12 protein-coding genes and 1 pseudogene are annotated in these 22,258 nt (G+C 46.8%); 4 read left to right on the top strand and 9 right to left on the bottom strand.

The annotated features are described in order from the left end of the window. Positions 1-326: 326 nt before the first annotated feature. On the bottom strand, positions 327-506 hold the full coding sequence (locus tag LUCIF_RS22935) for a hypothetical protein (RefSeq protein ID WP_122630141.1): 180 nt from the start codon (positions 504-506) through the stop codon (positions 327-329). Between the two features lie 280 nt (positions 507-786). Here LUCIF_RS22935 and cshA point away from each other — a divergent pair, with 280 nt between their 5' ends. Together cshA and LUCIF_RS22925 are read left to right on the top strand one after the other, a co-directional pair. Then, a complete protein-coding gene (gene cshA, locus LUCIF_RS22930) occupies positions 787-2,139 on the top strand; it encodes a degradosome RNA helicase CshA (protein ID WP_122630238.1) in 1,353 nt (450 codons plus the stop codon). A 131-nt stretch (positions 2,140-2,270) separates the two neighbouring features. Beyond that, positions 2,271-2,648 carry a helix-turn-helix domain-containing protein gene (locus tag LUCIF_RS22925; RefSeq protein WP_122630140.1) on the top strand — a complete coding sequence of 126 codons (378 nt, stop codon included), beginning with the start codon at positions 2,271-2,273 and terminating at the stop codon, positions 2,646-2,648. 79 nt (positions 2,649-2,727) lie between these two features. Here the strand turns inward: LUCIF_RS22925 and LUCIF_RS22920 are convergent, their stop codons facing one another. Further along, entirely contained in the window at positions 2,728-3,777 is a 1,050-nt protein-coding gene (locus tag LUCIF_RS22920; protein WP_122630139.1) for a glycine-rich domain-containing protein, read from the bottom strand. Between the two features lie 309 nt (positions 3,778-4,086). Further along, positions 4,087-4,707, bottom strand: coding sequence for a TetR/AcrR family transcriptional regulator (locus tag LUCIF_RS22915; protein ID WP_122630138.1), 621 nt, complete (start codon positions 4,705-4,707; stop codon positions 4,087-4,089). A 176-nt stretch (positions 4,708-4,883) separates the two neighbouring features. Here LUCIF_RS22915 and LUCIF_RS22910 point away from each other — a divergent pair, with 176 nt between their 5' ends. Beyond that, complete coding sequence (locus tag LUCIF_RS22910) at positions 4,884-5,672, top strand: MBL fold metallo-hydrolase (RefSeq protein ID WP_122630137.1); 789 nt, start codon at positions 4,884-4,886, stop codon at positions 5,670-5,672. Positions 5,673-5,801: 129 nt separating this feature from the next. Here the strand turns inward: LUCIF_RS22910 and LUCIF_RS22905 are convergent, their stop codons facing one another. Then, on the bottom strand, positions 5,802-6,662 hold the full coding sequence (locus LUCIF_RS22905; protein WP_122630136.1) for a transposase: 861 nt from the start codon (positions 6,660-6,662) through the stop codon (positions 5,802-5,804). Between the two features lie 111 nt (positions 6,663-6,773). Between LUCIF_RS22905 and LUCIF_RS22900 the strand changes: the two are divergent. After that, positions 6,774-7,931 (top strand): annotated as a pseudogene (locus LUCIF_RS22900) (IS110 family RNA-guided transposase); the annotation flags it as partial. Between the two features lie 434 nt (positions 7,932-8,365). Here LUCIF_RS22900 and LUCIF_RS22895 read toward each other — a convergent pair. From LUCIF_RS22895 to LUCIF_RS22875, 5 genes are all read right to left on the bottom strand, one after another. Then, positions 8,366-8,572: a hypothetical protein gene (locus LUCIF_RS22895; RefSeq protein WP_126720622.1), complete on the bottom strand. Its 207-nt coding sequence runs from the start codon at positions 8,570-8,572 to the stop codon at positions 8,366-8,368. Position 8,573: 1 nt separating this feature from the next. After that, positions 8,574-16,367, bottom strand: a complete 7,794-nt coding sequence (locus LUCIF_RS22890; protein ID WP_122630133.1) for a hemagglutinin repeat-containing protein — start codon at positions 16,365-16,367, stop codon at positions 8,574-8,576. A gap of 60 nt (positions 16,368-16,427) precedes the next feature. Further along, complete coding sequence (locus LUCIF_RS22885) at positions 16,428-18,128, bottom strand: ShlB/FhaC/HecB family hemolysin secretion/activation protein (protein WP_122630132.1); 1,701 nt, start codon at positions 18,126-18,128, stop codon at positions 16,428-16,430. 954 nt (positions 18,129-19,082) lie between these two features. After that, positions 19,083-19,997: a CHAP domain-containing protein gene (locus LUCIF_RS22880; RefSeq protein WP_165866128.1), complete on the bottom strand. Its 915-nt coding sequence runs from the start codon at positions 19,995-19,997 to the stop codon at positions 19,083-19,085. A 477-nt stretch (positions 19,998-20,474) separates the two neighbouring features. Further along, positions 20,475-21,794, bottom strand: coding sequence for an SLC13 family permease (locus tag LUCIF_RS22875; RefSeq protein ID WP_207858344.1), 1,320 nt, complete (start codon positions 21,792-21,794; stop codon positions 20,475-20,477). Positions 21,795-22,258 lie beyond the last annotated feature (464 nt).

Below are 22,258 nucleotides of genomic sequence, written 5' to 3'. Positions count from 1 at the left end.
TCCTTCCATGCCAGCTATTTGGAATTCCAATCTACCATGCCGGATGCGCCGTTATGTTCTCTGGAACCGGGCTCTCCTCTCATTACACTTTTTTAAATATATCACTGTATTAATTTTACTCTTTTAAATACATCTTTACAACATATTAACATTATTAATCTTAAATGTATTTTTACTTAAATAATAATTCTCAGTCTCCTTATTGTCTTTATCAATTCCAATTTTAAAGCTTACCTGTCTTCATTCTGCTATTTTTGCAAAAAAATACCACCCCGAAAGGTGATATGAAGGGAGCGGACGTGGCATATCGAACTCGTTATTTTAAATTAGGTTTGGGGTTTGGAAAATCTCGTTTTGTACGCTGCCGCAGTAGTCTGCTGCTGTTTCAGCTTTGATAATTTTGCGCCGTCGACCGGCTGGATTTTATCGCCGAAATCGGTTAGCAATAATGCTTCAATTTCTTCAGGCGCGAGGGTATACGTCTTCAATTCTGTCTCTATCCGCATATAACTTTATCTCCTTCCCGGCCGGCGCTCACTGGGTTGAGAAAACAATAGTAGTTTTCCCCGTTTTCTTCATTCTCATCATTTCTTACCTGGACTATTTTTACAGTACGACTGCTTTTCCTTGTAAACTGACTCACAAAAAGCCCTGGCCAAAAGCTACATACCCTGTCTTGCCGATGGCAACACTATTGACACCCGGGTTATCACAAGGAGGTAAAAAGAGTTGAATACATTCAAAACGTTAGGAATAAGCGATAAAATCATTAGGGCTTTAAACGAGATGGGATTCGAGGAACCCACCCCCATACAGGAACAGGCCATCCCTGTTCTCACCGCCGGCCGCGATTTAATCGGGCAGGCTCAGACCGGCACCGGTAAAACCGCAGCCTTCGGTATTCCTTTGTTCGAAAAGATAATCCATGGACCGGAAGCTGTGCAAGCGGTCGTATTAACCCCTACACGCGAACTTGCTATACAGGTTGCGGAGGAGCTCAACAGAATCGGGCAGTTTACCGAAGCCCACGCCTTACCGGTATATGGCGGTCAGGACATCCTGAGACAAATCAAATCCCTAAAAAGGCGGCCGCAAATTATTGTAGCAACCCCCGGCCGCCTGATGGACCATATGGAGCGGCGAACAATCAGGCTTGGTGATATCCGCACCGTAATTCTTGATGAAGCAGATGAAATGCTTAATATGGGGTTTATTGACGACATCGAAAAAATACTCGGGGCAACCCCCGACGAGCGGCAAACAATCCTCTTCTCGGCCACTATGCCGAGACCGATTCAAAACCTGGCCCGGCGGTTTCTGAAAAACCCGGCCTTAATTCAAATCAAAGCCAAGGAGCTAACCGTCCCGTTGATTGAGCAACAATACATTGAAATCCAGGACAATCAAAAGTTTGACGTACTCTGCCGTCTTCTGGATATGCAGGCGCCCGAACTTTCCATTGTATTCGGGCGCACCAAGCGCAGGGTTGACGAACTGGCCGAGGCATTAAAAAAGCGCGGCTATTTAGCTGACGGCATCCACGGCGATCTGACTCAAGGGAGGCGGGAAATAGTACTGCGCCAGTTCAGAAAAGGAATTATTGACATACTAGTGGCTACCGAAGTTGCCGCCCGCGGGCTGGACGTCACAGGCGTATCCCATATATACAACTTTGATATCCCGCAAGATCCCGACAGTTATGTTCACCGCATCGGCCGTACCGGCCGCGCCGGCCAAGCCGGCCTGGCCCTTACACTGGTTTCGCCACGGGAACTAAGCCATCTGCGCTATATCGAACAAACCACCAAGCGTAAAATTGACCGCATACCCATTCCCACCGCAACCGAGGCGGTCGAAGGCCAGCAGCGCCTGGCAGTCGAAAAATTGCTGCACCAGGTTCAGGCAGGAAACCTTGACCAGTACAAGGGCCGGGCCAAAGAACTCCTCGCAAGTGTCGATTCCGTCTCATTACTATCGGCGGCATTAAAACTAATGACAAAAGAACCTGATACCACGCCGGTAAAACTTTTAGCCGCGACGCCGCTGAGAGTTCGCTCCTCCGGCGGCCACCAAAGAAAGCAACCCAAGACGGGATACTTTACCCCGAAAACAAAATCGCGTAACAAATCATGGAAGTAGAAAGTAATATAGACCTGTCTACTCACTCTGCCTTATTAGTACCACTGATTGCCAAAAAGTCGAAGTATTCCTTTAATGCCAGACTCATCTTATCCATAGCGTCGGCGGACGAACTATAGGGATGTGAGAAGCTGCTGGGTCAGCGATTACGCGAAGCACGAGAAGCTAAAAAACTTAAACAAGTTGATGTTGCTCCCTTAGTAGGTATCACGAGTCAGGCGTTGTCCAACTACGAACGGGGCAATCGAGACCCAGATACTGAAACCTTAAATAAACTTGCCTTAATTTACGGCGTAACTGTAGACCACCTATTGGGTGGCAAAACTACTGGGGCCACTGAACTTAAAGAAAAAAGGCCCAAAGATTTAAAGAAAACCCTCGAGCAATCGGATGTAGTCTTTGATGGCGTCCCCTTGTCCGAACAGGATAAAACCAAGCTGAAAGCGACACTCGCCATCGTGTTCGGAGACAGAAAACCGAAAAATAAAGCGGAAGAATTCAGGCGTTAAGAATTCTTCCGCTTTTCTTATACAAAAAACCCGGCAGTCGAAGCCACCGGGTCGGATAAAAATACGTAATGATACTAAATTACCATTCAACTAGAATCATACCAAGAGCTCCTGAACCACCGCTACTACTACTACAAGAAGCGCCGCCACCGCCGGCGCCATATCCGTTACCTGCCGATGCTGAAGTTCCACTTTTGTTTACACATTTTCCTACAGAGCCACTTCCACCTACACCAAAAGGACTATCGGCCCCTTTGCCGCCATAAGCTACTGAGTTGCCAGTACCGGTGGCTACATTATTAAAATCATTAATTGACCAGCCACTACCGCCACCACCTACGCCGATACCTCCCCACAAAGCTCCATTAGATAAATAAGCTCCGCCACCACCATTTGTACTGCTTAAGGTGATTGTCCACCCAGATGAATTAGCACTAATAACTGTATTTCCGCCACTACTACCATCGCTTCCTCCTGAACCAACGGTTGAAGCACTTGCCCCTCCCGCGCCGCCTGAACCAATAGTAATAGTCAGGTTTTCCCCCGCAATAACCGTCTTAGGCGTGTATAGTATAAACTGTCCAGCTCCACCGCCACCGCCGCCTGCGCCTTGTGTAGTCGTAGATCCTGCAAAACATCCGCCGCCACCGCCGCCGCCGCCGCTAATTGCGGAAACGTAAATAGTGGTTACACCGGCCGGCACCGTAAAAGTACCACTAGATGTAAGCATTTGCTTTCCATGCACTACGGTTCCGGCACTGGTCGTAATAGACAAATCCCCGCTGCCATCGAAAGATCCACTGCCGGTTACCGCGCCGGTCAACACTATTGTTCTTGCATTGGTCAACTTAGCGGCCTCTACTCCGGTAGTTGCTATGGCAAGGTCGCCGGAACCGTCAAAGATGCCACTCCCCGTGACATCACCGGTTAAACGAATCGTCCTTGCCGTTGCTAACTTAGACGCCGTTGCCGAATTACCGGTGCAGCTTGCAGCCGTCGTAGCCGAATCCGCAGTAACAGCACTAGCAGCAGCAACAATTTGGTCTTCTTTTAATGCCCTAAAATTCTCCCTGATTTCTGCTGAATAATCCGATGGTAAATCTGATGGTAAATTAGCATTGTAAGACATGTAAATTCCTCCTAAAATATTAAAATTTTTTAAACCAATACATCTAAGGAACTCGTCTTAATTATGTGTGTTTCCTGTATATCGGCTTTCACTTATATACATTCATTCCAGCTTACAAAATTAACGGGTAAACTGGCAAAAAAATCCGCATGCCGCCTAATGCAGCATGATGTTCAAACTGAAAAAACGGTGTTATGTCCCGCATTCAAGACATAACACCGTCCTCATGTATTTTTATCCCGAGGGTTTGAAGAAATCTTACCCCGCAACATCTTAGTTATCGACAACCCCCGCCCCCTTGACACTTCATCATCGCAACGCATCCATTCCACCCAGAATAAAGCGAATCAGTGTGCCTTGAATCTCATACCAGTTTCGGTCTTTTTTCCACCCGAGCATTTTATTAATGCTGAAGGAGCCATACATTACAAAGAAAAACAGCATCTCCGCCTCTTTTTTCGGCAGATTGCAATATTGCATCAAAAGTGGAATCATCTTTTCTTTTTCCGCCTGAAACATCTTTTTAATAATATAGCTTGACAAGCTTTCATCCAAAAACAAGACGCGATATTTCGGCAAATCTGCTACCCGCTGGCATACCGGCAGCAATGTATCATGCTTTTGCAGCTTTTCCGGATCACGCTCCCCATTTGTAATTAAATGAAGCATCTGAAGCATATCCTCATTCGGATTCGCCGAACTATTTTCCGCCATTTTTAGTGCTTCCACCAAGATTTCGTCCAAAACAGCCGTTAAACTATCAAAATGCAAGTAAAAGGTTGCTCTTGTCACCTCAGCCTCTTCACAGACCGCAGTAACCGTAAGCTGCTCAAAGCCGCGTTCCTTCATAAGCTCCAGCAAAGCATCCTTAATGACCATTTTCGTATATAACGTGCGACGATCTGTTTTACGCACTGTTTTTCTTTCCATTTTCCTTACTCCTCCATCAAAGTTCTTGACACTTTTAAAATTCTGTTAGGAAACATGCAGGATTTTAAAAGCTGTAGTTTCACTTTTTCTTGCTCATCAGTATAATAAGTCTCATACAAAGTGTCAATAAAAATTCATTATGTTTATCATCAAAAAAAGCAAAGGAGATTGCCGAAATGAAAATTGAACAAATCCGTAACGCAACAATCCGCATCGAATATGCCGGAAAAAACTTCTTGGTAGATCCATGGCTTATGCCAAAAGATGCCATGGGACCAATTCGTGGATATTCCATCACCGATACGACTAAAAAAGATATCAAAATGCCTATGTGTGAATTGCCAAAATCCATTCAAGAAATTCTCACCAACATTGATACTTATATCGTAACCCATGTACATCCCGATCACATCGATATGGATGCCAATGCCGCAACCGGAGGAAAACCTCTGCACAAAGCTACTCCGGTTCTGGTGCAAAACGCTGATGATGCTAAATTTATGAAGCGCTCAGGATTTACAAAAGTAGACCTGATGCAAGAAACCGGTCTAGCTTTAGAAGAAAATATCCGACTGATAAAGACCCCGGCCCGCCATGGGGTAATCAAACCTTGCGGACCAGCCAGCGGCTTTATTCTACAACATGAGCAGGAAAAAACGATTTATGTTGCCGGCGATACAATCTGGTATCCGGAAGTCAAGACAACACTTGAAACCTACCAGCCTGACATCATCATCCTGAATGCCTGCGCAGCAGAACTCCTTGATTTTGGTCGCCTGATCATGGATGACAATGATGTCTATGAAGTCTACAAGACCTGCCCGAATGCCACTATCATCGCCAGCCATATGGATACTGTCAGCCACGCAACACTTACGCGCGAAACATTGCGTGAAAAGCTCACGGAAAAAGGCATCATCGATAAAATTTTGATTCCAGCAGACGGCGAAGTCTATCAATTTTGATTATTTTACACTTAGTCTATCCCTTAATTAAATAGCCCGTTCCATTTACGGAACGGGCTATTTCTATACCCTATTTTATACATTGATTCTCAGCTCGCGGGGTCAGGCTTGAATTATATTAAAATTGACTTATTTCTCATTTTGACCGCCCATCAATTGTTGGCAAATTCTTGTTATATTGGCTGGATCAATTTGAAAAAGTTTTGCGATTTCCCTCCTAGTCATTAGATTTCTCTCTATCGCCTCATAAATTAACCGTTTTCTAGCTGCTACCACTTGCCGTATTCGACACTTCCCTACCAGTTGTTCTTGACTTACCTGTTCCTCTCTAACTATCTTCCATACTAATTGTTTCCAGGTTAACTCCGGCTGTATTTTCTTATCTTCTTCTTTTTGGTTAATTATTTCATCTTTTTTCTCTTGTTCACTTTCTCGTTTATGTTCCGGTTTATCAATAGTACGCCCCACTAAATCAAGGTAATGCTCAATTGCCTTTTCTACATTAGAACTCAGCGTCCGTAATATAAAATCTACATTTACTAATCCATTCGCTTTTTTAACATAGGAATGGTGGCTACTCCATCTATAGTCAATCCCTCCCTGTATATTTGCTCTAACTGGGTTTTGATGAATGTAGCATATAAGAGTTATTAAATAGCTTTCTTCCTCACATAAAAATGCCTTATAACGCTGTTCAAATACATGTCCACTATGTTTCTGCTGCCAATTATAGTATTGCGTATATCTTTGCTGAACCCCTTGCATTATTTTGGCTAATGGAATTCTTCCAACCTGCAACAGCAAGTGCACATGATTATCCATCACGACATAAGCATATAACTGAAATCCATATCGTTCTTTGTAGTCTGAAATAATCTCTAGATATTTTTGTTTTTCTTCATCTGTTCCAAATACACTTGCTCTGTTATTTCCCCTAGCTATTACATGATACACTGCCCCTTCATAATGTACTCTTGGTTTTCTGGCCATGTTTTTCTTTCACCCGCTACTTTTACTTTATTTTCAGCTTAACAAATCGTTTTTAATAAGTCAATCATTATAATAACTCAAGCCTGACCCTCTAAGACCTACTCTAAGACCTACATGCTGAAACCATATGGCGAGGTGGTACACGCTCCCTTTGAGGTATCCCACACCGAAAAGGATTTAGCCTTGCTAACTGAGCGTATACATAATCTATCCGATGGGGAAACGCGTGTGATTCTGGAAGCGACAGGTATTTACCACCTTCCTGTCGTAACCTTTCTGCAACAAAACGATATTTTTGTTTGCGTCATAAATCCATTGCTCATGAAAAAATATTGCGATATCTCGCTGCGGCAGGGTAAAACAGACCGGATGGACAGCTTAAAGATTGCAAATTATGGGATTGATAATTGGTACCACCTCACTGAATATCTTCCTGAAGACGAAGCTTATGCAGAACTGCGTTTGTTAAGCAGACAGTATTTGCACTACACCAGCCTGAAGATCAAAGCAAAAGTTAATTTAACAAACCTGCTGGACAAAACAATGCCGGGTGTGAAACCTTTGCTGCGCAGCCAACCCGAGCACTCTAATCATGAAAAGCTTTGTGCCGTTGTTTCACGTTATTGGCATTTTGACAATATTATCCGCTTTAGTGAAACTCGTTTTGTCAAAGACTTTACTTGTTGGGCAAAGAAGAAAGGGTTTTATGCCAACGAAAAGAAAGCTTATGTTCTCTATTCTTTAGCAAAACAAGGAATCACCACGCTTTCTTCTCAATTACAATCCACCAAAATGTTGATTCAGGAAGCTGTACGTGTTTTATCGGAAATCGAAACCACTTTGACTGTTATTCTGTCTGATATGAAAACCATTGCACAGGTACTTCCGGGGTATTCGGTTGCATTGGCTATGCCGGGAATCGGTCCCACTTTGGCAGTTAGGATCGTTGCCGAAGTCGGAGATATTTGCCGATTTCACAGTGCGAATGCTCTTATTGCTTATGCCGGACTGGACTCTCCACCACATCAGTCAGGTCTTTTATCTGTCAAGCGCAGCATTTCTAAACGGGGAAGCCCAACCTTGCGTAAAACAGGTTTTGAAATCATCAACAGCATACGGAAAGCCAAGCCTTCTCACGACAACGCTGTTTATACTTTCATGCAGAAAAAAGAAGCTGAAGGAAAGCCAGTTAAAGTAGCAAAAATCGCAGGTTTAAACAAATTTCTTCGGATTTATTATGCTAGAGTGAAAGAAACTCTCTCAGATTAAGTGTTCATCATACCGAATTTCACTGTCTTTCAGGACGGCTTTTTCGCCATGTCTTTTTACCTTATTTCGGTAATTCATCTCTTGACAATGCTTTACAGGTTTAATTAGCTGGTCTTTGACATTTTCTATGGATTTTGCAAAAAATCAGATGGATCATCTGATATAGTACTTATTATGTGTGAAAGTATTTCTTTTACTTCAGTTGGTTTCATATGCGTTCCTCCCTCGAACCTTTATATTTCAAGGGCAGGGCCGCAAATTTCCGACTATTTGTCAAGAGTTCTTTTATATGACTAGCAAATATAAAAATAGAACGTTTACATCTACTTTTATCGATGTAAACGTTCTATTTTGCTTAACTTAATGACATTGACTTGACAGGGAGCGGTTCAATTTTTCGTCCGTTGACCTCATTTTTAGTTAGAACAATACACCTAATCAATTAAATCAGCAATATATAGCGGAACACTTTCTTCTAATCTTTCTTTTAAACAATTCATATGACAAAATAGCTGCTGTTCTTGTTGTCTATCAACTCCTTTATCCCAATTAGATACAACAATTAGGCCTGTTACATCCATTTCGTTGGAGATAACTGTTTCACCACAAAAACAACATCTATATTTTTGATTTCTCATCATATCACTCCCATCCATAATTATTCGCTAACCTATTTAATGATTTCTCACTAATGTTTCTTAATGCAGTAACAACACCATTTTCGCCTTCGACTATAACACTATACTTTCCATCACTAAAACTTTTAATAAACACGTTAGCCCCATCAGCTTGTGTCATAATCTTGTCTGGTGATAGTTTTATGTCACTTATTTCCTCTGGCGTAAATCCTCTTCCTAGTAACCTTACTACTCCATGCTCCGTTGTACGAACGACACTTTGGATTTCTTCCTGCGCTAAGCTTTCTTTTAATCTTTGATATTGGGCAGCACTGGCTGCAATCTCTCCAGAACTTACAGCTTTCACCAATGTACCATTATAATTATATACTACTACACCAGCTATTACTACAGCAGTCCCAATAACTCCAGCTTCTGCTAATGTTGAATAATCAAAAGTCGGGGTATTTACTAACCATGAATTCTGGAAATCTGGGTCTGCCGCTAACTCTTGTGCCTGCACGGATACAGTATTTAACAATCCTTGATTTTCCTCTTTATTCCATTCTTCCTCAGTAAGGTAAATATTCATTCCGCTAGCTACTTGATCTTGAGCTTTATCAATCATATCCCAATATGCAACTGTTTTCAAATCTCCAGCATCGAGTGCTGCCTGACGTTGTTGCTGCTGCCAATGAGAAAGGAAGTTATTTCTTATATCATTTACAGTGATACTACCGCCAGTTTGCGCATTTCCTCCAACTGCCGCCGATGATGCTGCTCCAACTACATAACTTGCCCATTGCATTAGTGCTGGGTCTTTTATCTTTGCCAATTCACTCGTTACAATTTGGGTAAGTCCTGCACTTGCCGCTCCAGAACCAAAACTTCCACCGGACATTTGGGACATGATGCCACCGACAAATGCTTTGAGAGCAACTTTGTTCGGGTCATTTTCTTTAAGTCCCAAATCACCAATTGCCTTAAATGCTTCTTCACCAAATAATCCTGCCAACTCTTGTTGTTCCTGTACCTTGGCTTTATCGAAGATTTTACCTAATTCATTCACTGCATTGGTCATATCGCGACTTAACCCAACAGGGTCAACTTTTTTACCACCGATAATAATCGTTCCTGCTGAAATTGCAGATTGAGTTGTACTACTTGCATTACCGGTAGCAGTTACACCAATATTCGGTGTAAGACCTTGGTTTTTATAGTTCGGATCATCTTTACTATATTTATGAGTATCAAGGTTAACTCCAACGCTGCTTGAATCATAGTTAGCATTGTTTTGAATGTTGGAATAAGTAAGGGAGCCAGTGTCTAATTTGTTCTTATCCGGCGTCGCCTCGCTAGAAATCACTGCCCCTTTCAGGTCCGTATTCTTTCCTACTTGGATATCGAAGCCGCCTTTTCCTGCATAGACACCGCTTTGTTGGGTGACACTCTGGTAATTCGAGTCGGTTTTGCCTTTGCTTACGGAGGCCGTGCTTGGCATATTGATGCCAAGCGTGCCGCCTGACGAACTGCTCTTTTCCGTATAGTTATCAGTATCCTGTTGGCTGGCAATATTGAGGTTGCCGCCCACGTTCATTTGGACCGTGCCGCCCTTTGCCTGCGAACCGACTATGTTGGTGTCATTGCCGGAGTTGATGGTCAGATTGTTGTTGGCCGTAACCTGGGTCTGGGTATAGGTCGTTCCATTTTCCTTGGCATTATCGTTGGCTTTGCTACCTTGGACAAAAAGACCGGTACCGCCGCCGGGACTAAAGGTAGCACCAATGCCCGCGGAACTGCTACTCTCGGTCGTGTTGTTCTGACTCGTATTGCTTGCCGACTGCAGGTTGATGTCCTTGGCGGCATTCAGGTTAATATTCTCACTAGTCAGGGTGGAACCCACCACATTAAGGTTGCCGTCGGTGGCTTTACCGGACGAATCCTTCGCGCCGCTGCCGGTCGCGGTAATGGTAATGTCCTTATCCGAGGTCAGGGTACTGCCCTGGGCAGTTATTGCCTGACTGGTCGTTGTCGACTGGGTACTGCTGCTGCCCAGGCTGACGGTTACACTCAGTCCTCCCGTTAAAGCTTTCCCGTTAGTTTTCGTGATGTCCTCGATGGCTGGTTGGGCCGTTTCCGCGGCCTTATACTCATATAACGCTTTCAATCGGCTGTCCTGTACGTCCTGGCTCCGGTTCACATCGTTCGTGGCGGTTGTTAAGGCATTAATCGTGGAATTACCTACGGAAACGGACAGTCCGCTTTGCTTGAATTCGTACGTATCTTTTAATTGGTCCGTGTTATTGGCCGAATCGATGGTCACATTCTGGCCGGTCACATTAATGCCTTGCGAACCAATCATATCGGAGCCGGTGACCGCAGCATCCTTATGGGCCGTAATATTGACCTGGCCGTTGGTCGAACCGACGGTGCTGCTCACCTGGGTAACTGTATTCTGCGTAGTATCATTTTTCTGGCTCTGGCTGCCGATGGTGATGCTCAAGCCGCCCCCGCCAAAGATGCCGGAGGTCTGCTTATGGACATAGTTCTCGGTCTGGCTATTTTCCTGCGCCGATGTAATGTTGATGTTATTTCCCGCCGTCAGGTTTACGTCATTCGTGCCGACCATGTTGCTGCCCTTCACGGTCAGGTCATTGCCGGTGGTAATATTCACAGTGTTGCCGGAAACGGTACTGCCTTTGACTTGGTTAACCAAAGAGTAATTCATCGTATCGGTGGTCGTACTAGAGAAGAAGCCGCCGCTTTCTGTATGCGTTTGTACTAACGACTCATGCTTCTCGGTCGTTTCCTGCACGGTCACATCTTTATCAGCAGCAATCGTTACGCCGCCGTTCTGGCTGGTAATATTGCTGCCGGCCAGGGTGATGCTGCCGCCACTTACCGCAGCGCCACTCACCAACGATCCGCCGGAAACCTTCCCTGCCGCCACGGTGACATTGCCGCCCCCTTGCAGGTTGGTACCGATAACGGTCTCATCATCCGTCCGGGTCCGTTTCCAGCCACCATCCACGCCGACAGTCTGATCATTAATCTTCTCGTCCTTTACCGCTCCCAGGGTAATATTCCCGCCGGTGACAAGGGCCAGATTGTTTGTTGCGTTCACTTGGGCGCCCGTTAAGTTGGCATCGCCCTGGGCTACCAGAGTTGCATTCTTCCCGGACTGGATGCTGGTTACGGTGTTGCTCACAGTATCCGTGACATTAACCCCGTTCACAACCTGATCCCGCTGCTGCACGCTGTCCATTGTAAGGTTCTTCCCAGCGCTTAGGGTAACATCCTGACCGCCGTTCACTTGCGCCCCATGGAGGGTCATATCGCCGCCTGTGGCCAGACTTACATTGTTGCCCGCCTGGATGCTGCTTGCCGTATTCGTAACATTATCCTTGAGATATTTCCAAGAAGTAAGGCGATCTTGCTGCTGTACACTATCCACATTGAGGCTGCCGCCGGCGTTCATTGTAACATCCTGACCGGCCTTAACTGTGGCGCCGGTAATCGAGATGTCGTGACCCGCCTGAACCAACAGATTCTGTCCGGCGTTCAGACTGGCGACATTGCCGGCAATGGTCTTGGTCAGAATCGGCAGCGTCGTCGTTAAGGAGACGGTTTTATTTTGAATATCATTGCCGGCGGTAAGCTGCAGTTGATTCCCCTGGATTGTCCCGCTCAGATTTATGATGTTCTGACCGGCCGTGAGCTGCGTAGTCTGGCCGCCCGCAATGGTACCGCCATAGTTGTTGATATTCACCGCGCTGATGGTGGCGTTGCCTTTCGCCTGGATCGTCCCGGCGTTGTTGACATCACCGCTGGCTGTAATTTGCACATTGTCCCCGGCAATCACCGCCCCGTCGGCCTTTACATTGCTACTTTGAACCTGGGCGAGATAAACCACCGGCACCAGAACCTTCTGTCCGTCAACTTCTTTTTCCACCAGCCAAACCAGATCCGAGGTCAGCTTGGCCATCTGATCCGCCGTCAGGGCTACTCCCACCTGAAGATTGAATTGTTTGCCATAGGCCGCTCCATTCGCCAGCAGCGCCTTATACTGGTCCTCCGCCGAAGCGTAGCCGCTTAGGACATACCGGCCCGTGAGCTGGGTCACTTGTTCCCGCACCAATTGCTGCTCGTAAAATCCATCACCCAGGCGTTTCATGGTCGATGCCGGATCAATCCCCAGTTGCTGCAGCATATAATCGCTGGAGATAAAATTACTGTAGCTGGTAAAGCGGGGATTGGTTTCCACAAGATACTTAGATGTTGGGTCCGTATGAACCATATACAGATTGTTCGTGGGCAATACGATGTTATTGCCGCCGGTGGTCTGAGAACCTGTGCCATCCCCACTGGAGCCGGCGGCCGGCAGCAGGGTTTGCAGATTGTTGCCACCAACGGCATTAACGGTCTGCGTGCCAGTTAGCGCCGTATTGTTACCCAGTGATAGATTGGTCGGCGTCACGGTCGTATTATTGACGTTCACCGCTTGGATAGTAACCTGTTGTCCGCCGCCAAAGACCGAGGAATAGTCCGGTAATGCTTCAGTCGTTGTGGTTTGATAAGTTTTTATTACTGGCAACCAATGTTCTTCATACCCATGATTCCCCGAATTTAAAGTCTCAGATCCGATTATTTGTACCAAATTTTGTTGAGTAACCCGGACAGCGCCTCCAACCGTGTTATTAACCGTGTCCGCCTTTGCATCCAACACATTAGCAGCCAGGATATTGCTCATATCGTTGGTAATTTCGCCGCCCCGTAAAACCATGTTCTGGCCGGCCAAAATATTGCCTTGAGGCGAATCCTGGGTAACCTTCGATTCGCTTATGGTTTCACTTACTAAATAGGTTAACGGTGCAACTAAAATTCCCGGACTGCCGCTTGGTTTTCCATTCCCATCCGCATCCGTATACCATTTAGAAGTATCCCAATAACCAGTTGCGGCATACTGGTTTGTGGCGACCACCTGTTGTTCCGCAGCAAACTGACTTTTCTTATTCGTCAGCGTATCTGCATAAATGCCAACATTTCCTTCCGCCTGGATTGTCGCGGACTGGTTCAACACCGAACCGGTCCGGTCAGCATATTCCCCATTGGCATCCTTCGCCGAGCTGCCGGCAATATTGAGATTCCCCAGGCTGTAAATATTGGCCCCATCTTTGTTTTCCAAAGAGGTCTTAACGAACAGATTGGTATTTTGGGTCGTCGCAATGACGGCTGAGCTCCCCGTATTAGCAATAGTATCCGCTGTGACAGTTACGTTGCCGCCGAAGACGGAACCCGTATTGGTCAAGTTCTTGGCGCTAATCGCCGTGGTGTTTCCTTCCAGATCGCCCGCGTTGTTGACATCCCCCGCCGCCGTTATATTGAGTCCATTACCGCCTTGCAACGCAGCGCCGGCGTTATTCGTCACGCTCGCGGCATGAAGATTCAAATTGCCGACTGCGGTCAGCTTGGCCAGATTGATAAAGTTGCCCGTCGTTAAGGTAAAGTCCCGGTTAACATTAAAGACATTGTCACCGGTATTGGTGAAATCACTGTTTACGGTAAGGCTAAAGTCCCGTCCGGCGGTCACCGTTCCCCCGCCGCTCAACGCCGTGGCGGTCAGGTTGACATCCTGCTTGGCCGTCAGGCTCCCGCCGGCGAGATTCAGGGTGTTGGTCTGGGCCGACAGATTGGCGCCCGCGGTAATCTGTCCTTGAGACGTATTGGTCAGGATTGCCCCGGCGCCACCCAGGGTTACATCCTGCTGCGCCGTGATTGTTCCCCCGGTATTGTCAATGCTTTGGGCAGCCGCCGTCAGGCTGCCTTGGGAAAGGATCTTGCCGGATTGATTGGTTACGTTTGCCGCCGTTAGATTTACATCGCCGTTGCCGCCGATCGTGCCGGCAGTATTGTCAATGGTTTGCGCGGCATTCACAGTCAGTCCGCTGCCATCCAGGCTGGTAAGGCTGCCGCCCTGGTTGGCGACGGTCCGGGCATTCAGTTGGAGCGCGCCGGCGGCTTGCACGGTTCCGCCCTGATTGCTGAACCCATTCTGCATTCCCAGGGTTAGGTCACCGCCGGCCGTAATCACTCCCCGGTCATTGGTTAGGGTATTGCCGTTAAAACCCATGGATTGGAGCGCCGACACCCGGCCTTGCGTATTATCTAACATACTTGTTTGCAGGTTCGCGCCGCCATTGGTCTGAATGCTTCCGCCGTTGGTATTGGTAATGCCATTAGCGGCAGTAACGGCTAACGTACCGGTTCCGGCATGAAGCAGGGTCCCCTGGCTATTATTAATCGAAGCGGTGGAGAGATTGAAGTTGGTCCCATTGGTGGCGATGATACCGCTAGTGTTGTCGAGGCTGCCTGACGCGGTCAGGCTGGTGCTTTCCGTACCGGTTTGCACAATATAGCCGCCCATATTCGAGATCCGGTTAGCCGTAATGGCGAGACTGTTCGCTATAATCTGGCCGGCATTGCCATTCACGTCTTTATCATTGGTTACCGCGCCGGTGGCGTTGAGGGTTAAAGTACCGCCGACTTGCATCTTGGCGCCGGTATGGGTAATATCCCCATTCGTCGCCGTAATGTTGGCGTTGCCGCCGGCGTACGTCGTGGCGCCGCTCTGGTTAATGCTGGTCCCGGTTACAGTCAGGTTGCCGCCGGCCTGATTTTGGCCTTGGGCGGTCACCATACCGTTAGCATTAACAACCAAGTCCCCGCTGCTGCCAAGAGAGCCGTCGGTTTGTAGACCCGCCGCCAGGGTCCCGGTGGAGTTGACAGTCTGCGCTGTCAGCGTGGTATTCTGTTTAGCCCCCACCGTCCCCGTATTGACGAGACCGCCGCTGGTCGTCAGGGTGGTATTCCCCTGGGCGTAGACGGTGCCGGCGGTGGTGACGGTATCACCGGCGTTGACATTGAGGTTGCCGCTGGCGTTGGTCGTGCCGCCCAATACGACGGTGCCGTCGTTAGTGACAGTAATATCGCCGCCGGTAGCGGAAAGCGTTCCTTGGCTGTTGACGCCAACGCCCTTTTCCGTTCCCACCAGCTTAATTTTGTTGGCATACATGCCACCCAAGGCACCCACGTCAATGGCAACGGCTGGCTGGTTGGCGTCGCCGGTAATTTTCTGGGTGCTGAGATCAGTATAGCCAACCTGGTTGGCGCCGGTAACCACATTGAGTTCTTTGGCCCAGATGCCGGCGTTGGCGCTGACGGCCCGGCTGATCAGGTCGGCCCGTTCTACCCCGCTGGCGTCCATGCCGGCGCCTTGAATGGTGATCTGGCCGCCGGTGACGCGGAAGGCGTCCAGACTGCCGCTGCCGCCGAAGACAGGCGTACCAGTTGTTAAGACAGCCCGGTTGGTGTTGAGAAAGCCGAATCCATCACCGAAAATACCGTTGGGATTGGCAATAATAAGATCGGCCTTGGAGCCGGCAATTTCGGCATAACCCCGCAGATAGCTCGGATTGGCGCCGGTTACTTCATTGAGAATGATCCGGGCGCTGCCGCCGGCCAGGTTGGGGTTGCCCGTTATGTACCCGGCCAGTTGCGTCTGAATTAAAGAATAGGAATTATTAAAGATAAGACCTTTGGCATCAATGTCCAGTTGCCGAAACTGGTTGCGGGACACCCCGGCCGCGGACGGCGCCGTGATCTGGACAATCGGGGTTCCGTTGGCCGCAGTCGTTACACTGGGCTGGTTCTGTTTGGCCGCCTTAGGGTCAACCGCCACCTGGGCGCTGGCCATGACGGGCTGCAGGCTGAACAGGATCAGAGTCAGCCAGGCAATCCATTTTTGTCGCTTCCTTGACATGCAATCTCCTCCTTGAGAACGGTCTGGCAATTTTATAATTTTATCTTTTCTCTCTATTGATTAAAGCTGATAAATCAGCTGAAAGCCTAACGTGGGGCTGGCGGTCTCCAAGGCCGCCGGTTTTCTAAGAGGAAAACCGAGAAAGACGTCGTATTGGGCGCCCTGCCAATTACCCCGCACTCCCAGGACGGAACCCAGCAGGAACCGTCCCGGCGATAAGGCAGAGGTCGGACCATAGACATGGCCGCAGTCCAGTCCCAGGTAGAATTCGCCGGAGTTGGCCTGAGGAAAGCTCAGTTCATTGCGCCAATACCAGCCGGTTTCCCCGGATAGGGTCTGCTCGCCGTCGAAGCCCCGCACCGTATAGCGGTTACCAATACTCAGACATTGTGAGGCAAAAAGCGTATTTTTGGTGTATTGGCCGTGTAAGACGGCGGTATATTGCGCTTTGGGGTTGCCAAAGTGGACCGGCGCGGTTAGCGTGGCGTCCGCCGTCCAGACGGTGAAACGGGTGGTTGGCGAATCGGCGGAGGAAGCCTGGGGATCCGGCTCGGCACCAAACCAGGGAACGCCCCGCTGCGCCGCCAGTTCCCAGTTAAGAACGGTCTGGCCATTATACTGTTTTTGCCGTAAAGCTAGTTTAGCCGTTGTGATCTGTTGCCGCTCCACGCCGATTTCGGTATCATCCATAAAGTATTGGTTCAGACCGGTCGATACGGCAAAGGCCAGACTGGTCTTTTGGCGCTGGTCGCGGTGCAGCAGCCGTTCGGCCTCGATATTCCAGTCATCCATTTGACCGGAAGACACAAAGGAATTCCCGCTGTTGGCAACGGTCTGGTGGTATTGATAATACGAATGAGAAATGCTATAAGTCCAGTAGCCCTGGGGAAAGGAATAGTAGAAGCTGTTACCGGAGGTCCCTCTGTCGGAACCGGCCCGGTCGGCGTCACAATTCAAGGAAACATTAAACAGGTCGTTAATTCCTAAAAAGTTGTCATAGGAAAACGTGGCCGACTCCTGCAGCTTGCCGGTGGCCTGACTGCCCGAGTCGTCCAGGGAGAAAATCACTTTCCAGGGCTTAGCTTGTTTGACGGTAATGGCGACCATGCTGGCCCCCGGTTTGTCGCCGGGCAAGAGCTGCATGTCCACATCCTGGGAAGGCACCCGCTTCATTTGTTCCAGCCCCTGCTCCAGGTCCCGGAGATTGAGAATGTCCCCGGGCCGGACCGGAAAGGCGGATTGCCAGATTCCGCGGATGGTCGGGTCCACAAACCGGATGTCTTGAATGATGCCGGGCAGGATGCGAAAACGCAACACGCCGCTCGAAAGGTTTTGCTGAGGAATCAGCACCCGGGTTGTAATGTAGCCCCGGTCGATTAAGGATTCGGTCAACAGTTTAGCCAAGAGGTTGATGCCTTCTTTGCCGATCTTAGCGCCGGCGTATTGGTTTAACAGCGGCTGCAGCCAGAGAAAGTTCTCTAAATGGTCGCCTTCCAACTGAAAGGTATGGATGACAAAGCTGGGCGTTTCCTCCGGCAGTTGAATCGTATGCTCCCCATTCCCTCCCTTCTGCAGGAAGACGTCGGGGCTTTCGGCGCGCTGCTGACGGTCTTGTGCTTCCTGGCGGGCACGGCGGTTTTGGTCTTCAATATCCGTGCGGTTCGGCGCCTGGGCGGCCCAGGCCCAATTTTGCCCTAACAACAAAATAGCTGCGGTGAGTACAATACTCTTCTGCAATGATTGGCTGCGAAATAAATTCATCAGTTCTCTCCCTCGTAAAAAATATGAATGTCTCTTTAATTTTCATTAGAATCTAATACGATCCTTATCATAAATTGACGTATTTTGCCATAATCTTTATCTAAAAAGGTCGTATTCTTGTTCATAAAGGCGGTTTAGCTGATTATAAAATCAATACATTGACCTATAAAAAAATAAAAAGAGCCAACCGAATCGTTAGGCTGACTCTAAAAGAAAACCTATATAATTAAGCGACAAATACTGTTGCAATAAAACTTAATGCGAGTCAAAATAGAGCAGTGAAATCGGAAACGAATAGAGAACGCTTTGCCTGTTTTATTTGATTTTCATTTGATTCTTGTTTATTTTATCAAAAATCGACATAAAATTCCATAGTTTTCCATAGGACTTAGTTCCCTTATTCACTAGGACTTTAGCCTCATTTTCATTTCCGCATGCAGATTCTTGCAATTACCACCTTTTCAGTGATTTAAAGTACATAGACAAGGTACCGGTTCCATTGTCTATCTTGACCGAGGCTTGTTGTCCGAACAGGATAAAACCAAGCTGAAAGCGACACTTGCCATCGTATTCAGGGACGGAAAATCGAAAAAATAAAGCGGAAGAATTCCGGCATTAGCTAAGGAATTTTTCCGCGTAAGAACCTTGCGAATTTCCTCCGGTAATCGTTTGACGCTTTCAAATTGTCGCGTCCCTAACGATAACGTAAAAGGGTCTTTATTTATCCTTCTTATTAAAATACTTTCTTTTCATGGCTGGAATTATACTTTCAAACAGTATTTCCAAAAAAATATAAAGAAATACCATAATTAGACCAGCGCCACCGCAATAGGAAAGATAATCTAGTGTGTTCATTGTTTTCCTCTTTTTATAAGTATTAACGCTTATAAAGAAGTAATTTCTTATAAACCAAGATATCACAAAATACAACTTTTATGTTGATAAAGCTATTATTTAGCTTCTTACAGGCCATATGTATCCCAGAAAACTATAACTATTTTTATCCGTTTTTTGTAAATCAGCTATTGGTACTGTTTCGGTAAAAGGATACAAATTATTCTCCCGGGAATCGAGAATAAGCTCGTCTTTTTTAATCTCCCGAACAATGCTGACCTTAACCAAATTATTCTTAGGATTATATCTAATTAATAATGCGCCAATTTGGGCGTCATGAAAATCACTTTTAGTGACCCAACCTGCTGCTTTTGCATTTTTAACCCAGTCACTCACATTGCCCCGCCAGTTCACACCGGGCACCGGAGCTATTTTGTCAAATTCCTTAAGCATATAAGCAGGACCCCAGTATTCCCTAAATCCTTTATATAGAGGCTCCTTACTATGCATTTGATCTTCATAAGATATTTCATATTTAGAAGGATCTTTATCATAATCGCTTTGACGCACCGGCCAAATATAGCCCATGAATTTTCTGGTGCCCATTTTTAACATATCATCATATTTTATAGCTCTGATTGTTGTCTTGCCCCAGCCGTCCGTTACCTCGGTCTTGCAATGTCTTCCGCCGAATGTGTAATCCCGGCTGCCCGTTGTATTCCCTACGTTGTTTTCTTCGACAATAATTCGGTCGGACAGCACTTTCCTTACTATGGCGACATGCCCCCCATTGCGGTCAAGCCCCTGCCATTCCGCAATCGCCCCAACCATTACATTGCGAACCGTAGTTTTTACTACCCACCCAGCCTGTTGGGCTTGCACAACCCAGTCATAGTTATAATTTAGCCAGTTAACGCCTGGGGCTGGAGCAATTTTTTCAAATTCCTGCGCAGCGTACTTGGCACAAATCCCATCAGGCAAATCGTGCCAGCTTTCAGCAAACCCGCTTGTTGAAAAACAAACTAGAAACATCATAGTACATAAACAAGCTTTAAGATACATTTCATTTCTCCTTAAAATAAAAGACTTAGCTTTTTATCGAAGCATTTATACACCTATTTTTGGTTACACATCCCAATATTATATAAGTCGTGTAAAAAAACAGACAACGTAACGGGACTATAGTCCTATTTTTGTTTAACTGACTCTTTTATTAAGTTCAACTGCCACATTGTCATTTCCCGTTAACAAGCCCAAAGATTTTAAAAAAATTCTTGAACAGCCGGATGTAGTCTTTGAGGCGTCCCCTTGTCTGAACAGGATAAAACCAAGCTGAAAACGATACTTGCCTCGTATTCGGGAGACGAAAATCAGAATAAATAAAGCGGAAGAATTCCTGCATTTAGGAATTCTTCCGCTTTTTTATTTGATTTCCAAGTCTACACTATAAGGCGTGATTCTGGATTGGAATCATCAACATTTCACACTCCGAACCGGACTGTTTATTTGTTTTTAACCGACGATGGCAAAATAGATGAGACTCGCAACCACTGCGCAAGCGATGCTCACCGGCAAGCCAATGAAGAGTTCTCTACGGAACATTACATCGCGTTCACTTTCTTTCGTAAAGCCCATAATAATGGCGCCGCCGGCGGAGAACGGGGAAATACCGGTGGCAAGACCGCCGACTGTTAAGCAGGTATACAGCAGCGTAGGGTTCAAACCGGTAAGGTGCGCAACGGATGCAACGACGGGGAAGAGTGCCGGGGCGACGACACCCACAAAACTGCCGCCAATGATGTTCACAAACGCCGCGACGATGCTGAGAGTTACGGGAATGAGGCCGATCGGGATGCTGGTGCTCACCCAGTGGGCAAGAAGCTGGATGGTTCCTGCTTTTACGGCAACCGCAGTCAGCATACCCATGCCGGAGATCATGATAAGAGTATTCCAAGGCACTCTCGAGATAACGCTCTTGTCATCTCCCAGACCGAGGAACAGAGCAATAATGGCAAATATAATGGCAATAAGACCGACATCGATTTTTGAATTAATGAAGGTCAGCATCTTGGCGCCGGGAAACATAAAATGAAGGAACGACGGTATCAGAAGGATAGCCACGAAGATAAAAATGAGGCTGAGATTTATCTTCTGCTTCTGATTGAATGGCACGGCTTTCTTCAATTCCTCAGAGAGATTAATACTCTGACCCGCTCCGGACAGCGTCTGTTTGCGGCTGAAGAACATCATCCCGGTGATTATAACGAAGGCCATAATCAGGTATATGATAAAGATGGTAAGGGTAGTGGTAAAGGCTATTTCACTCGAATAACCTTCGCCGGTAATCAGGTTTCGGAAAATAACGCCGTTGAGACTGATCATGAAGTTAGAACCAACCTGCCCGCCGAGATCTACGGCCAGACCGCCTATCAACGGGTTAACATTAATCTTATTGCAGATGATGAGCGCTATGGGGGTCAGGATGACCATAACGGCATAATAGCCGGCTCCAAGCGCGGCAATCAAGGCAGCCACAAAAAAGATGACGACCGGCAGCATCGCCGGATACGCGCGGAAACGGTATAAAAGATTTGAGGCCAACGTCTCCAGGGTACCGTTCTCATTGGCAAAATTGAAAAACAGCGAGATGGCTAAAATAACGAAAAAGATGCCCATGGGCCATAATGCGATAATAGCACCAGGTTTCATATTAAGTAAGAAACTGCCGATTAAGTACGCAAACGCCATGGCCGGGAGACCAATGTTGATTTTTTTCATGCGGCCGATTACGATGGAAAGTATTACGGCAATTATAATTATCATGCTATTCATAACAATACTTTCTCCTTCCTCGCTTAAAAATTCTTAAATTTCCGATACTGCAATATTGCGGTTTTCCGGTCGGTTCTACAACTATACAAATATCACGGCATTACATCATAATCATCTCCTTAAATTTTTTGAAGGCGACGACATTAACATTACACAGAGATTGCTATCAGACGATTCCGATAACACCGTCTCTTTAAAAATATCATCCAATTCGTATAATTAATAGTTTTAGGTCATTTAGGTCATTTAGGTCTTTATTGAAAACCTATAAAGGAACAAAAATCATACCACTAATTGGATACATGCCATTTAGATTGAGCTTTAAATTATCAAATAAGGTGATATCAAGAGTACGGCGGTGCCAAGGGAACATCAGGCCTTGCTCCTTTAGTAAGTATCATAATTTAGGCGTTGTGTTCGGAGAGGGAAAACCGAAAAAAATAAAGCGGGAGAATTCCTGCATT

It is taken from the genome of Allolucifera butyrica (assembly GCF_900476375.1).
Taxonomy (GTDB): Bacteria; Bacillota; Negativicutes; order Sporomusales; family UPPP01; genus Lucifera; species Lucifera butyrica.
The sequence above is the reverse complement of the archived record's forward strand: the minus strand, read 5'-3'. Positions and strand labels throughout refer to the sequence as shown.

Excerpts from the sequence above, each read along its gene's own strand:
- LUCIF_RS22895 (WP_126720622.1), bottom strand. The coding sequence starts at position 8,572 with ATGATGAGAAATCAAAAATATAGATGTTGTTTTTGTGGTGAAACAGTT.
- LUCIF_RS22875 (WP_207858344.1), bottom strand. The coding sequence starts at position 21,794 with ATGAATAGCATGATAATTATAATTGCCGTAATACTTTCCATCGTAATC.
- LUCIF_RS22885 (WP_122630132.1), bottom strand. The coding sequence starts at position 18,128 with ATGAATTTATTTCGCAGCCAATCATTGCAGAAGAGTATTGTACTCACC.
- LUCIF_RS22910 (WP_122630137.1), top strand. The coding sequence starts at position 4,884 with ATGAAAATTGAACAAATCCGTAACGCAACAATCCGCATCGAATATGCC.
- LUCIF_RS22920 (WP_122630139.1), bottom strand. The coding sequence starts at position 3,777 with ATGTCTTACAATGCTAATTTACCATCAGATTTACCATCGGATTATTCA.
- LUCIF_RS22880 (WP_165866128.1), bottom strand. The coding sequence starts at position 19,997 with ATGATGTTTCTAGTTTGTTTTTCAACAAGCGGGTTTGCTGAAAGCTGG.
- LUCIF_RS22890 (WP_122630133.1), bottom strand. The coding sequence starts at position 16,367 with ATGTCAAGGAAGCGACAAAAATGGATTGCCTGGCTGACTCTGATCCTG.
- LUCIF_RS22915 (WP_122630138.1), bottom strand. The coding sequence starts at position 4,707 with ATGGAAAGAAAAACAGTGCGTAAAACAGATCGTCGCACGTTATATACG.
- LUCIF_RS22935 (WP_122630141.1), bottom strand. The coding sequence starts at position 506 with ATGCGGATAGAGACAGAATTGAAGACGTATACCCTCGCGCCTGAAGAA.
- LUCIF_RS22905 (WP_122630136.1), bottom strand. The coding sequence starts at position 6,662 with ATGGCCAGAAAACCAAGAGTACATTATGAAGGGGCAGTGTATCATGTA.
- cshA (WP_122630238.1), top strand. The coding sequence starts at position 787 with ATGGGATTCGAGGAACCCACCCCCATACAGGAACAGGCCATCCCTGTT.